Annotated in this window: 10 protein-coding genes and 1 riboswitch; of the genes, 7 read left to right on the forward strand and 3 right to left on the reverse strand. The window is 74.6% G+C overall.

All coding sequences use genetic code 11. The features are described 5' to 3' along the window. The first annotated feature begins 201 nt into the window (after positions 1-201). Positions 202-350: riboswitch (TPP riboswitch) on the forward strand. The 4 genes from AB0N04_RS08270 to AB0N04_RS08285 all read left to right on the forward strand — a co-directional run bounded on the left by AB0N04_RS08270 (position 343) and on the right by AB0N04_RS08285 (position 4,892). Then, a complete protein-coding gene (locus AB0N04_RS08270) occupies positions 343-1,821 on the forward strand; it encodes a cytosine permease (RefSeq protein ID WP_360205742.1) in 1,479 nt (492 codons plus the stop codon). Its footprint overlaps the riboswitch before it by 8 nt. Positions 1,822-1,994: 173 nt before the next feature. Then, positions 1,995-2,819: a glycerophosphodiester phosphodiesterase family protein gene (locus AB0N04_RS08275; RefSeq protein WP_360205744.1), complete on the forward strand. Its 825-nt coding sequence runs from the start codon at positions 1,995-1,997 to the stop codon at positions 2,817-2,819. A gap of 407 nt (positions 2,820-3,226) precedes the next feature. Then, positions 3,227-3,769 carry an ATP-binding protein gene (locus AB0N04_RS08280; protein ID WP_360205746.1) on the forward strand — a complete coding sequence of 181 codons (543 nt, stop codon included), beginning with the start codon at positions 3,227-3,229 and terminating at the stop codon, positions 3,767-3,769. A 139-nt stretch (positions 3,770-3,908) separates the two neighbouring features. Continuing rightward, on the forward strand, positions 3,909-4,892 hold the full coding sequence (locus AB0N04_RS08285) for a DUF5926 family protein (RefSeq protein WP_360205749.1): 984 nt from the start codon (positions 3,909-3,911) through the stop codon (positions 4,890-4,892). Positions 4,893-5,168: 276 nt separating this feature from the next. On the opposite strand, the gene AB0N04_RS08290 is transcribed toward AB0N04_RS08285, so the two are convergent. Beyond that, a complete protein-coding gene (locus tag AB0N04_RS08290) occupies positions 5,169-5,795 on the reverse strand; it encodes a bifunctional DNA primase/polymerase (protein WP_360205752.1) in 627 nt (208 codons plus the stop codon). Between the two features lie 615 nt (positions 5,796-6,410). Between AB0N04_RS08290 and AB0N04_RS08295 the strand changes: the two genes are divergently transcribed. Then, on the forward strand, positions 6,411-7,883 hold the full coding sequence (locus AB0N04_RS08295) for a PP2C family protein-serine/threonine phosphatase (RefSeq protein ID WP_360205754.1): 1,473 nt from the start codon (positions 6,411-6,413) through the stop codon (positions 7,881-7,883). Positions 7,884-8,022: 139 nt separating this feature from the next. Beyond that, the gene (locus tag AB0N04_RS08300; RefSeq protein WP_360205757.1) at positions 8,023-9,522 is read left to right on the forward strand and encodes an aminopeptidase P family protein; all 1,500 of its coding nucleotides are present in this window, start codon (positions 8,023-8,025) and stop codon (positions 9,520-9,522) included. Positions 9,523-9,580: 58 nt separating this feature from the next. On the opposite strand, the gene AB0N04_RS08305 is transcribed toward AB0N04_RS08300, so the two are convergent. Together AB0N04_RS08305 and AB0N04_RS08310 are read right to left on the reverse strand one after the other, a co-directional pair. Continuing rightward, complete coding sequence (locus AB0N04_RS08305; RefSeq protein WP_360205760.1) at positions 9,581-11,050, reverse strand: hypothetical protein; 1,470 nt, start codon at positions 11,048-11,050, stop codon at positions 9,581-9,583. Further along, positions 11,047-11,721, reverse strand: a complete 675-nt coding sequence (locus AB0N04_RS08310; RefSeq protein WP_360205762.1) for a SigE family RNA polymerase sigma factor — start codon at positions 11,719-11,721, stop codon at positions 11,047-11,049. Before AB0N04_RS08310 ends, AB0N04_RS08305 begins: the two co-directional genes overlap by 4 nt. Positions 11,722-11,959: 238 nt before the next feature. On the opposite strand from AB0N04_RS08310, the gene AB0N04_RS08315 reads away from it, so the two are divergent. After that, complete coding sequence (locus AB0N04_RS08315; protein WP_360205765.1) at positions 11,960-13,018, forward strand: helix-turn-helix domain-containing protein; 1,059 nt, start codon at positions 11,960-11,962, stop codon at positions 13,016-13,018. Positions 13,019-13,122: the final 104 nt, after the last annotated feature.

Consider the following 13,122-nt stretch of genomic DNA (forward strand, 5'->3'; position numbering starts at 1 on the left):
CAGAACCAAGGACCATAGTTTTTCGCACAGTCGATTCGATTGCCGTAAGGACCCCTCTGAAGAACTCATAAGAATCCTTAGCCGGCGCAGACGGCCGACCCGGCGACGGAGGCTCCCCCACCTCCGCCGGGCGTCCCGCGATGCGGACGGCAGGGCCCCTGGCCTTGGCGTCCACCCCGGTGCCGGTTAGCCTGTCGCTCCAAACTGACACGCGGGAGCTTGGACCTTCCAGGCTGAGAGTGCGCTGGTCGACCGTACCGCCACGGCATCGTGGACGGACCGTCGAGGGGGCGCAGACCGCCGGAACCTGTCCGGGTAATGCCGGCGTAGGGAGTATCGGCCATGCCGCCTGCTTCGCCATCCTCTTCTTCGGGCGCGCCCGAGTCCAAGGGTTTCCCCGGGGCGACCGGGGACCTCCCCGGATCGTCCACGACCGTTCACGGCGACGCCGCCGGCGGCCCGGCCGGTTCCGGCACGGCGACCGCCGTCCTGGACCGCCCGGAGCGCGTCGAGGCGCCACTGGTGCTGGACACCGAGCCGCCGCGCACGCTGCGCTTCCGCGACCACTTCGCGCTCTGGATGAACCTGGGCGTCAGCCTGATCGGCTTCTCCACCGCCGCCACCGTGCTCGGCGCCAAGGGCGGCGAGCTCTCGCTGGCCGCGGCGGTGACGGCGATCGTGGCCGGCACCGTGGTCGGCACCGCGATGCTCGGCGTGGCCGCCCTGATCGGGGCCCGGACCGGCGCCCCGGCGATGGCGAACCTGCGCGGGCTGTTCGGCACCCGGCTGTCGTACGTCCCGACGGTGCTGAACATCGTCCAGTGCGTCGGCTGGGGCGTCTTCGAGCTGCTGACGATCGCGGCGGGCGCCCAGACCGTCGCCCACACCGACGGCTACCGCTGGCTGTTCGTGCTGCTGGCCGGCGCGCTGACCACCGCGCTGACCATCTGGCCGCTCGGCTCGATCGCGGTGCTGCGCCGCTTCGTCGCGGGTGCCGTCGCCGTCGCGATGGTGTACTTCACCGTCCAGCTGGGCCGTCAGGGGGTGCCCGACCCGGGCGCCGGCAACTGGCACGGCTTCCTGGGCGCCACCGACATGATGATCGCGGTGTCGATCTCCTTCGTGCCGCTGGCCGCCGACTACACCCGGCACTCGCGCACCCCGCGCTCGGCGTTCTGGGGCAGCTTCTCCGGCTACACCGTCGCCCAGGTCTGGTGCTACGTGCTCGGCCTGATGGCGCTGCTGCAGTCCGACGGCGACCCGAACCGGATCTTCGACTCCTTCCTCGGCGTCTGGGCCGGCTGGCTGTTCCTGCTGGTGCTGGTGCTGCGCGAGACGGACCAGTCCTTCGCCAACGTGTACTCGACGGCGATGTCCGTGCAGAACCTGCTGCCGAAGGTGGACCGCCGGGTGCTGACCGGCGGGATCGGCCTGCTGATCACCGTCCTGGCGCTGCAGATCGACCGGTTCACCGACACCTACACCAACTTCCTCGGCCTGATCGGATCCGTCTTCGTGCCGCTGCTGGCGGTGCTCGCGGTGGACTACTTCCTCGGCGCCGGCCGGCACGGCTGGAACCTCTCCGCCGACGCCCCCTCCCGCTGGCTGATGCTGCTGCCGTGGGTGCTGGGCTTCGCGGTCTACCAGTTCATCGCGCCGACCCCGGTGGCCGGCTGGTGGACGGACTTCTGGACCTCCGCCCAGGAGTCGCTGCACTTCACCCCGCAGGAGTGGACCTCCGCCTCGCTGTTCGCCTTCCTGGTGCCCGCCCTGCTCACCTGGGCGCTCACCCCGCTGACCCGCCGGAACACGGCGGGCTGAGCCTGAGCGCGGCGGGCCGGGCAGGCCGCGCTGCCGGGGGCGTCCGGAGCCTGACGGGCCGGGCCGCCGGGGCCCGGAACCGCCCCCGCCGACGGCCCCGCCCACCGAAGACGGCCCCACGGGTTGGGGCCGTCTTCGTCTCCGCGTCACTTCGGCCGCCTATCGTTGGCCCTGTGACCAGCCCAGACCTGTCCTCGACGGCGGCGCACACCGCGCCGCCCGTCCAGGTGATCGCCCACCGCGGTTCCTCCCACGCCCTGCCCGAACACACCCTCGCGGCGTACCGGCGCGCGCTCGACGAGGGCGCCGACGCCCTCGAGTGCGACGTCCGGCTGACCGCCGACGGCGAGCTGGTCTGCGTGCACGACCGCCGGATCGGCCGGGTCTCCGACGGCCGGGGCACCGTCTCGGCGATGACCCTGGCCGAGCTGGAGGCGTACGACTTCGGCGCCTGGAAGACCGGCCGCCCCAGCACCGACCCCGAACTGCGCGGCGTGCTGCGGCTGGAGCGGCTGCTGGAGCTGGCGGTGGACTGCGGCCGCCCGGTGGACCTGGCGATCGAGACCAAGCACCCGGTGCGCTACCGCGGCCGGGTGGAGGCCGAACTGCTGCGGATGCTGGAGCGCTTCAAGATCGGCGCGGAGCGCGAGGGGGACCGCCCGGTCGCCCGGATCATGAGCTTCTCCTCGGTGGCCCTCGACCGGGTGGCCGCCGGGGCACCGGACTACCGCCGGGTCTTCCTCTTCGAGCGGACCCTGCCGCTGCTCGGCCGGCTGCGCCCGGGCTCCCCGCTGCCGGGCGGGGCGCGGATCGCCGGCCCGGGCATCGACCTGGTCCGGGCCCGCCCGCAGCTGGTGACGCGGCTGCGCGAGCTGGGGCACCAGGTCCACGTCTGGACGGTCGACGAGCCGGCCGACGTGGAGCTCTGCCTGGAGCTCGGGGTGTCCGCGATCATCACCAACCGGCCCGCCGAGGTGCTGGCGCAGCTCGGGCGGTGATCCTCCTCCGGAGCGGCACCGGGCGGCACTGAGCGGGACGGGACGACGGAGCGGCACCGGACGACGGGACGGGGCCGGACGACGGGACGGGACAGGGCCGGACGAGGGCGGGACGGGGCCGGACGAGGGCGGGACGGGGCCGAACGGACTGATCGAACCTGATCGGTCTGGTCGGCACTCAAACCTTCCGGGCACGGTATTGCCGGAATTCATGCCGTCGCACGACGGAGGGTGAGCGGTGAATGACCTCCGGTCGACCCTCGGTCGCGACGCTCGAAATGTCCTCGCGGGATCCTCCGGCGGTCGTTTCCGACGCATTACCAAGGGGCATCTCTCCCTCGGCATACGCTGAAGGAGGTCCGGGGGTGGCGTTGATGGTGGCGCGTGAAGTGCCGACTTCATCGACCATGGCAGTGCCGCACGGCCCAGCGAGTGTCGGGGTCGCACGGCGCCGACTGCGTCGAGATCTCGGTGACCGGGAGATACCCGAGCCGGTCATCGATGATGCTGTTCTGATCCTTTCCGAACTGTTGAGCAACGCGTGCCGGTACGCCCGTCCGCTCGGCCCGCTGCGGGCACTGGGCCGCAGCGCCCGGGCCGAGGTGGTGGACCAGGTGCTGGTCGGCGTCCCCGGCGGGGCGCACCCGGCACCCGGCGGCCGGGGCGGCGAGGACACCGGCGGCGGTGCCGACGGCGGCGTCCTGGTCCGCTGGCAGATGCACGCCGACGGCGTGCTCACCCTGGAGGTCACCGACGGCGGCGCGACCACCCGGCCGCTGCCCGCCAGCCCCTCGCTGACCTCGCGCGGCGGCCGCGGCCTGGGCATCGTCGACCAGTTGGCCAGCGACTGGGGCGTGCGCGACGCGCCCGGCGAGGTGACGGTCTGGGCGGCGCTGCCCGCCCGTGCCCGGCACGCCCGGCGCACCGGCGGTGACGCCCGCAGCGCCTGACACCGCGCACCCCGCCCGACCGGCCCCGGGCCCGGCACCCGCCGGGCCCCGCCGGGCGGCCCGGTGCGTGACCGCACGTCGGGAGGAAGGTCAGTAGGCTGCCCGGAGCAAAGGACACCGTCCCCGGGAGAGCCGCACCATGGGCAAGAAGGCCGCCAAGAAGGCGCCGCAGCGTCAGTCCACCACCGCCGTCACGGGCGAGATCCCCGTGGTCGGGGCCCGCGAGAACTGCCCCTGCGGTTCGGGCCGCCGGTACAAGGCGTGCCACGGCCGGGAGGCCTCGCACGCGGTGCAGGAGCTGGTGCACCGCCCGTTCGAGGGGCTGGCCGGCGAGGCCGACTGGGTGGCGCTGCGCGAGCTGGTGCCCGCCGCCACCGTGCCGCTGACGCTGGCCGCCGGGGTGGCCGAGGGCGCCACCGGCGAGGTCCCGTCGGTGACCCTGGCCACCGTGCTGCCGCTGGCCTGGCCGGCCCTGCGCCGCCAGGACGGCTCGATCCTGCTCGGCCTGCAGACCCAGTCCGCCTCCGGCGACCTGAGCCGCGACCTCGCCGACGCCCTGGAGCTGGCCCTGGCCACCGAGCCGGGCAACCCGGTGCCGGCCCGCCGGACCGAGCCGGGCGGGCGCCGCCTGCAGGATCTGCTGGACACCACGGCCGAGTTCACGCCGGCCGTGCACACCGGCTTCGAGTTCTGGCTGGAGGACGCCGAGACCGCCACCGGTGAGGTCGCCGCCTCCCTGGAGCGCGCCAACGCCTCGGCCATCCCGACCGTGAAGCTGGACGGCGTCGACGCCGCCTACTGGTGCGGCACCCCGGACAAGAACCACCTGCGCTGGGTGATGACCGTGCCCGAGGAGCGGCTGCTGGACGCCCTGGCCCGGCTGAGCGCCGCCGACCGCTCCTCGCTCGGCGCTGACACCCGCCTGGTCGGCTCGTTCCGCGCGCACGGCCTGACCGTCCCGGTCTGGGACCTCCCGCTGGCGATGACCGCGGAGGACTGCGAGAAGCCCGCCGCCGAGTTCGCCGAGCGGCTGGCCGCCGTGCTCGCCGACGAGACCCCGCTGACCGCCGAGGAGCGGCGCGCCCGCGCGAACCTGGTGAACCGTCAGGTCACTTTGAACTAAAGGACGCAGGATCCGGGTGATACGCGTCACATTGTCGCCGCGAAGCCGCAATTTCCGGGCGTGGAGGGCGTCTTGGAAATTGGCGCGGGCGCGGATCCTTGTTACTGTCTAAAGAGTCCGGCCGCTGGTGCATCCCCCGTCGCCAGCGGCCGGATCTTTTGTTTTTCCGGTCGGCCCCCGCAGCGGCGCCGGTCACGGCCCCGAGCGCGGCCACCTGACACCGCGAGCCGGCCCGGCCGCCGCGGATCCCGCCGGACCGAGAGAGCGGACACCCGGTCAGTACGCCGAGCGGCCGCTGTCCAGCCGGACCGTCGCCTCCACCAACTCGCCCAGCAGCGGCCCGACCTGGGGCAACCACACCCCGCCGTCGGCGGCCGGCCGGGGAGCCCGCACCCAGCGCACCCGCCCGAATCCGCCACCGGGCGGCAGCGGCAGGAAGCCGCCCGGCCCGTGGTAGCGCAACGACCCGGGCACCCAAGGGAGTTGGGCAAGCATCTCGCCGAGCGCGTCCAGCGAGTACGGCGCCACCAGCAGCGCGTAGCGGCCCGGCAGGGACAGCACCGGCCCGAGCGGCAGCCGCAGCGCGCCCAGGTAGGCCAGCGCCCGGGCACCGGCCGCCGCCGGCAGGCTGACCGCGGAGAGCGTCGAGCCGGTGGCGGCCAGCACCGGCGCGTCCGGGCTCTGCCGCTCCCACCACCAGCGCACCATCCGGGCGTCCGTGGTGGCGGCCAGCAGCGAGGGGTCGTGCGGGTGCGCGCCGGGGACGGAGCAGTCCTGGTCACCGCAGGAGCAGCGGTCGCCGCGCAGCACGGCGCCCGGCACCACGGGCCAGCGGTGGTCGACGGCAGCCGTCAGGGCCGCGGCCAGCCGGGCGGAACACGAATCCTTCGGGTTCTCACGCATGGCGCTCGTTCCTTTCCCTGACCGCTCGGTTCGTTCCGCTCCGCCGGCACCGTCGGGCCCCGCCCTGCGGGCCCGCGGAAGGCACGGCCCCCGGGCGGCGCGAAGCGGGGCGGGCGGGCGGGCGGCGCGGCGACGACGTGGAGCACGGTGTGGAGCACGACATGAGAAGGGCCGCGCACTGGAACAGCCCCTGGAACGAGAATCCCGTATGCGACCGGATGGACGCCGCCCGGGCGCGCTTGGTTCCACCGTACGAGTGAGAGACTTCCGGCCAGCCCGGCTCCCGGGCGGCGCGGACATACGATCCGGACGGCCGCCGGGTCCGTCCCCTCCGTTCTGCCCGCCCACGGCCCGCTCCATGCCTGCCGGCCGAACCGGCGCGCACACCGACCGCACGCGCCCCCGACCGGGTCGCGCGTCCGACGGAACCGGCCACCGCGTCGTCCCGGATCTGGACATGCCCCAAATGGCCTGTGTAGAAGTGGTGGCATTGCTGTCGATCAATGACGAGTAGTAGCGAATCGAGGCGAAACGCGCCCTTTGGCCGTACTCGCTCCACCTCAGCCGTACCTGGGGGTCCCGCATGGCACGAAGCACCGCGTCAGGAGTGGCGGCATGACCGAGTCCCACCCGTCGTCGACACCCTCCGAGCCGGGTGAGCCCGGCAGCGCCCGCGGGCTCACCGTCCTCGACCCGCTGCCGGGCTTCCCCGGCCCCGTCGACGCCCCGGCCGGCGCGGCGGACACCCTCCCCGTCGACGCCCCGGCCGGCGCGGCGGACACCCGCACGGCACCGCCCACCGGGGTGCAGGACCGTTTGGCCGGACGGCTGTCCGATTTCACCCGCCTGCACCGGCACACCGAGCAGCTCGCCCGCGCCCGCGGCCTCGGCGAGACCCTGGAGACCGTCCTCGCCTCCGGAGCCGCCCTGCTCGGAGCCCGGCGCGGCGTCCTGGTCGGCCGGACCCCGGGCGGCGGCCTCGGCCAGCCCGTCGGCCTGGGCCTCGACCGGGCCAGCCTCGGCGCGCTGGAGACCGTGCCGACCGACCAGAGCCTGCTCACCCGGCTGCTGCGGGAGACCGACCGGCCCGAGCGGCTGCACTCCCCCGACCTCGCCGAGGACCCGGCCGCCGGCGACCGGCTGCGCGAACTCGCCGCCCAGCTCGGCCTCCGCGGCTGCTACGGCCTGCCGCTCGCCACCGAGGAGGACGGCCCGCTCGCCGCCGCCGTCTGGTTCTACGACGAGCCCACCGAGGCCACCGAGCGCCAACGCGAACTCGCCCACCGCTACGCCGGGATCGCCGCACCGCTGCTCGCCAAGCAGCTGGAGGCCGACCGGGTCCGGCGCACCACCGAGGCCCTGCGCCGCGGCCTGCTGCCCGACCGGCTGCCCCGGGCCACCGGCCTGCGGCTGGCCGCCCGGCTCGTCCCGGCCGGACTGGACCGCTCCTGCGGCAGCGACTGGTACGACGCCATCCCCCTGCCGGACGGCACGGTCGGCCTCACCGTCGGCTCCGTCTCCGGTGACGGCCCCGGAGCGGGCCCCGGCTCCGCCCCCGGCGCGGCCGCCGCGATGGGCCGGATCCGGGCCGCCCTGCGCGCCTACGCGGTGCTGGAGGGCGAGGACCCGGTCTCCGTCCTGGGGGACCTGGAGCTGCTGCTCAAGACCACCGAGCCGACCCGCACCGCCACCGCCGTCTACGCCTGGGTGGAACCCGACGAACGCCGGATCACCCTGGCCGGCGCCGGGCACTGCCCGCCCGTGCTGGTCGGCCGGCACGGCGCCGAGTTCGTGGAGACCTCGCTGTCCGCCCCGCTCGGCATGCTGGCCTGCTGGGAGGCGCCCGGCGTCGAGTTCACCGCCGAGCGCGGCGACACCCTGCTGCTGTACACCGAGGGCCTGGCCCGCCGCTGCGGCCCCACCCTGCACGCCGGGCAGGCCAACCTGCGCCGGGCCGCCGCCGACGCCCCGCGGGACGTGCGGATCGACCCCGACCGGCTCTGCGCCCACCTGCTGGCCCACTGCCCCGACCAGGACACCGGGCCGGCCACCGACGACCTCCTGCTGCTCGCGGCCCGCTTCGAGTGACCCGCCCCCGAACGGACGGTCCGGCCCCGAACGGGCGGGCGACCGTGCGTCCGTACCATGGACGCACGGCCGCCCGCGCGTGTCGCGACCCGACACTCCCCCGAGGGGCGGCGGTACCACCCCCAAGGAGGCGTTACACGTGACCGAGGACCTCACCCCCGCGGTGGCCGAGAACCCCGAGGCCACCGGCGGCGAGGAGCCGCAGCAGTTCAAGGGCCGCAAGAACGGCCTGTACGCCGAGGTCTCCGACGAGCTGGCCGCCTCGATGAAGTCCGGCTGGGCCGACACCGAGCTGCACGGCCTCGTCCCGGTCGCCCAGGCCCCGTACGCCGCCGAGCGCCGTGCCCGGCTGTCCGCCGCGTTCCCCGGCGAGCGCCTGGTGGTGCCGGCCGGCAACCTGCGGGTGCGGTCCAACGACACCGACTACAGCTTCCGAGCCGCCAGCGAGTACGTGCACCTCACCGGCGACCAGACCGAGGACGCCGTCCTCGTCGCCGAACCGACCGGCGACGCCGGCCACGCCTTCTCCCTCTACCTGCTGCCCCGCTCGGACCGCGAGAACGGCGAGTTCTGGCTGGACGGCTACGGCGAGCTGTGGGTCGGCCGCCGGCACAGCCTGAGCGAGCAGGAGCAGCTGCTCGGCCTGCCGGTGCGCGACGTCCGCAAGGCCGCCGAGGAGCTCGCCGCGCTGGCCGGCGACTCCGCCGTGCCCACCCGGATCGTCCGCGGCTACGACGCCGGCCTGGAGGACGCCCTGGCCGGGGCGCTGGACGCCGACCGGGACGCCGGGTTCAAGGAGTTCCTGAGCGGCCTGCGGCTGGTCAAGGACGCGTGGGAGATCGGCGAGCTGCGCGCCGCCTGCGACGCCACCGTCAAGGGCTTCACCGACGTGGTCCGCGAGCTCGGCCAGGCCGTCGCCACCTCGGAGCGCTGGATCGAGGGCACCTTCTGGCGCCGCGCCCGGGTCGAGGGCAACGACGTCGGCTACGGCACCATCGCCGCGGCCGGCCCGCACGCCACCACCCTGCACTGGGTCCGCAACGACGGCGACGTCCGCCCCGGCGAGCTGCTGCTGCTCGACGCCGGCGTCGAGACCCACACCCTGTACACCGCCGACGTCACCCGCACCCTGCCGATCAGCGGCCGCTTCGACGACCTGCAGCGCGCGATCTACCAGGCCGTGTACGACGCCCAGGAGGCCGGCATCGCCGCGGTGAAGCCCGGCGCCCGGTTCCGCGACTTCCACGACGCCTCGCAGCGGGTGCTCGCCGAGCGGCTGCTCGCCTGGGGCCTGCTGGACGCCTCGCAGTACGACGTCGACAAGGTGCTGGAGCTCGGCCTGCAGCGCCGCTGGACCCTGCACGGCACCGGCCACATGCTCGGCCTGGACGTCCACGACTGCGCCCACTCGCGCCGCGAGGAGCACGTCGACGCGCTGCTGGTGCCCGGCATGGTCCTGACCGTCGAGCCCGGCCTGTACTTCCAGCAGGACGACCTCACGGTGCCGGAGGAGTACCGCGGCATCGGCGTCCGGATCGAGGACGACATCCTGGTCACCGCCGACGGCAACGAGAACCTCTCGGCCGGCCTGCCGCGCCGCGCCGAGGACGTCGAGGCGTGGATGGCCTCGCTGGCCTGACCGGCGGCCCGCGGCCGGGGCCCGGCCTCCCCGCGGTGGGAGGCCGGGCCCCGGTGCGTCACTTGACGATCTTCACCGTCATGTCCTGGTGGCCGAGCACGGTCAGGTCGCTCCCGTTGTAGGGGAGCACCGCCTGGGCCTTCAGCGGCATGTCCCCGAGCCCGTTCCCGGCGCCCACCGTCAGCCGGTAGGTCAGCGTCCTGGACTCCCCGGGGGCCAGCTTGAAGAGCTCCGTCTCGTCGGCCAGCGCGTAGCCCATGAGGGAGTCGGGCGACATCGCCTTCTTCTTCCACTCGCCGCCGGCCTGGAGCTCCAGCCAGCCGTCGTTGGGCGCGCCGAGCGCGAGCGGCGAGCCCTCGTAGTGGTCCGTGAACACCAGCGGCTGCAGCCGGGCGTAGGTGTTCTGGCTGGTGTTGCGGAAGGTCACCGAGAAGGTGACGACCGCGCTGCCCGCCCGCAACGGCTGGCCGGCCGCGAGACCGTCGAAGGTCACGGCGACGTCGTTCTGGTTGGCCGCCGTCGGCGGGGCCTGGTGGCCGCTCAGGTCGAGGCTGCCGAGCAGCGAGTTCAGGCCGGCCTGGTAGTCCGCCTTGAGGCCCGCCGTCGTGACGAAGACGCCGTCCTTCGGCAGCGCCCACATCTGGGCCGTGAAGGAGTCGCTGCCGCAGCTGCCCTGCCACTGCGACTTGCGGGCCGGGCGCCCGGCCACGGTGGGCGTGCTCTTCTCCGGCCCGGTGCTCTTGGCCTCCTGCCCGGCCGGTGCGTGGACGTTGCCCCAGACCGGACAGGCGGGTTGCGGGCTCCAGCCGCTCGCGGTGTCCATCATGGCCGTCGACGGCCAGTTCTCCGAGGGCTGGTCCATCACGACCAGCAGCACGCCGTACGGCTGGCACGGGTCGGGGTTGGCCCCCACCGGGAGCCCCGGGTTCGGCGACGACGCCGGCGGGGCGCCCGGGCTCATCACGCACAGCGCGGTGTCCCCCGGGGACGGCTCGACGACCCGCCACCCCGCCGGGACCTTGAACCTGACGTTCCGGAAGGTGTACGGCTTCCCGGCGGCCGCCGGGGTGGTGCCGGTCGGCGTCGGGGTGCTGCCGTGCGTCGGGGTGACGTCCGAGAGCGGGGCGCCGGTCTCGGGCTCGCCGGTGGGGGCGCCGGTGTCCGACGGCGCGACGGTGGGGGTGGGCGTGGGGGTCGGGGTGCCGGTCGGCGAGGCGGTGGGGCTCGGCGTGGCCGACCCGGTGGCGGCCGGCGGCGGGACGTCCTTCCTGGCCAGCGGGTCGCCGTGGAGGGTGAGCACGCCGATGGCGAGCGCGGCGGCCAGCGCGAGGACCGGCACGGTGGCCAGGTAGAGCGGGCGCAGCCGGCGCAGTCGCCGCGTCGGCGGGTCGGCCGGGCGCAGGTCGTGGACGGTGATGAGCGAGGCGCGGGCGTTCATGGCCTCCCGCAGCAGCCGTTCCGTCGGCGTCTCGGCCGGCCCGCCACCGCCTCGGTCACCGCTCTTGGGGCGGGGATTCTTGTCGGTCATCGAACCTTCTCCAGATGCTTTTCCAAGGCGTCCAGGGCCCGGCTGGCGGTGGACTTCACGGCGCCCCGGGACAGCCCCAGGGTCTCGGCTATCTGCGCCTCCGACAGGTCGGACCAGTAGCGCAGCACCAGCACCTCACGCTGGCGGGGGGTCAGCTCCTGCAGGGCGACGAGCACCCGGCGGTGCTCGTCGTTGAGCACCGCGTGGTCCTCCGCTGACGGCGCGTCGGCCTCGTGCGGCGGCACGTACTCGCGGGCGGTCTTCCGGCGGCGGAGCATCGAGCGGGCGCCGTTGACCACCGCGGTGCGCAGGTACCCGAGCGCGTTGTCCAGGTCGTCGAGCTCCTCTCCGTACCGCTGGTACAGCTGGGTGAAGGCCTCCTGCACGACGTCCTCGGCCAGGTCCTGGTGGTCCACCAGGAGCACCGCCATCCGGCCCAGGCCCAGCCGGTGGGCGTGGTACAGGTCGGTCAGGGTCGGCCGGTCCTCGGCGGCCTTGCGTCCGCCGCGGAGCAGCCGGAAGCCGGAGCGACGTGCCGCCGCCTGCTCGGCGCCCGTCGCCGCGGACACCTCGCCGACCTCCTGAGCACCGAACAGCAGCCCGACGAGGCCGCGGACGGAGAGTCCGCGCCCCCGCGGTGGTACGGCGAACGGCCCGATGGCCATGGACATGCGCGTTCTGCTTTCCCCCGGGACGGAACGCCCGGCTCTCGGCCGGAGCACCCGTCAGGACACCTGTCAGTTCGTGATCGAGGGAATCCTTCCAGCGCCCCCCGGCCTGTCAGGCTCCGCCCCCCTACTCGATGGACGTCCGGGGGCCACGGAGGTTGCAGGCCGGTTCGAAGCAATTTCGGACTGGCCGGAACGGCTACACTCACCGCCATCCCGCCACCGTCAGCAGGGGGTCCGCATGGCCGAGCAGTACGTCGAGGGCCCGGTCGTGGCCGCTTCCCGCCCGGTGCCCGTCACCATCGGGCGGCGGCCGGAGCCGGTGCACGACGTCGCGGTGTACGCCTTCGAGGGCATGGCCCCGTTCGAACTCGGCGTGGTGGTGGAGGTGTTCGGGCTGGCCCGGCCCGAGCTGAGCGGGCTGCTGGCGGCCCCGTGGTACGGGCTCAAGGTGTGCGCCGACCGGCCCGGGGCGGCCCTGGACGCGGTGGGCGGGTTCGCGCTGACCGCCCGGCACGGACTGGACGAACTCGCCGCCGCCGACACGGTGGTGGTCCCCGGGGTGGCGAACGCCTTCAGCGGCGAGGTGTCCCCCGGCCTGGTCGCGGCCCTGCGCACGGCGCACGAACGCGGGGCCCGGATCGTGTCGATCTGCTCGGGCGCGTTCGCGCTGGCCGCCGCCGGCCTGCTGGACGGCCGGGAGGCCACCACCCACTGGCGGTACGCGGACCTGCTCCAGCAGCGCCACCCGGACGTGCGGGTCAACCCGGACGTGCTCTACGTCGACAACGGCAACGTGCTCACCAGTGCGGGCAGCGCCGCCGGCATCGACCTCTGCCTGCACCTGGTCCGCCGGGACCACGGCGCCAGGGTGGCCAACAGCGTGGCCCGGCGGTTCGTCGTGCCGCCGCACCGGGACGGCGGGCAGGCCCAGTTCATCGAGGCCGCGGTCCGGTCGGTCGAGGAGGACGACGACGGGATCGCCCGCAGCATGCAGTGGGCGATGGACCACCTGGCGTCCCCGCTGACCATCTCGCTGCTGGCCCGCGCCGCCCGGATGTCGGACCGCTCGTACCTGCGGCACTTCACCGCGCGCAACGGCACCAGCCCGATGCGCTGGGTCGTCACCCAGCGCATCGCGGCCAGCCTGCCCCTCCTGGAGTCCCCGGAGGGCACGGTGGAGGAGGTGGCCGCGGCGGTCGGCTTCGAGAGCGCCGCGACCTTCCGCCACCACTTCGGCCGGGTGATGCGCACCTCCCCGACCGCCTACCGGCGTTCCTTCGGACGCGGGGTCGCCTGATCCGGGCCGGGACCGGTGCCCGGCGGTCCCACTCCCCCGTCCCGGCTCTCACCGGCCCCGACTCTCACCGGCCCCGACTCTCACCGGTCCCGCGCCCGGCCGTC

This window comes from Kitasatospora sp. NPDC051702, from assembly GCF_040681575.1.
Classification (GTDB): Bacteria; Actinomycetota; Actinomycetes; order Streptomycetales; family Streptomycetaceae; genus Kitasatospora.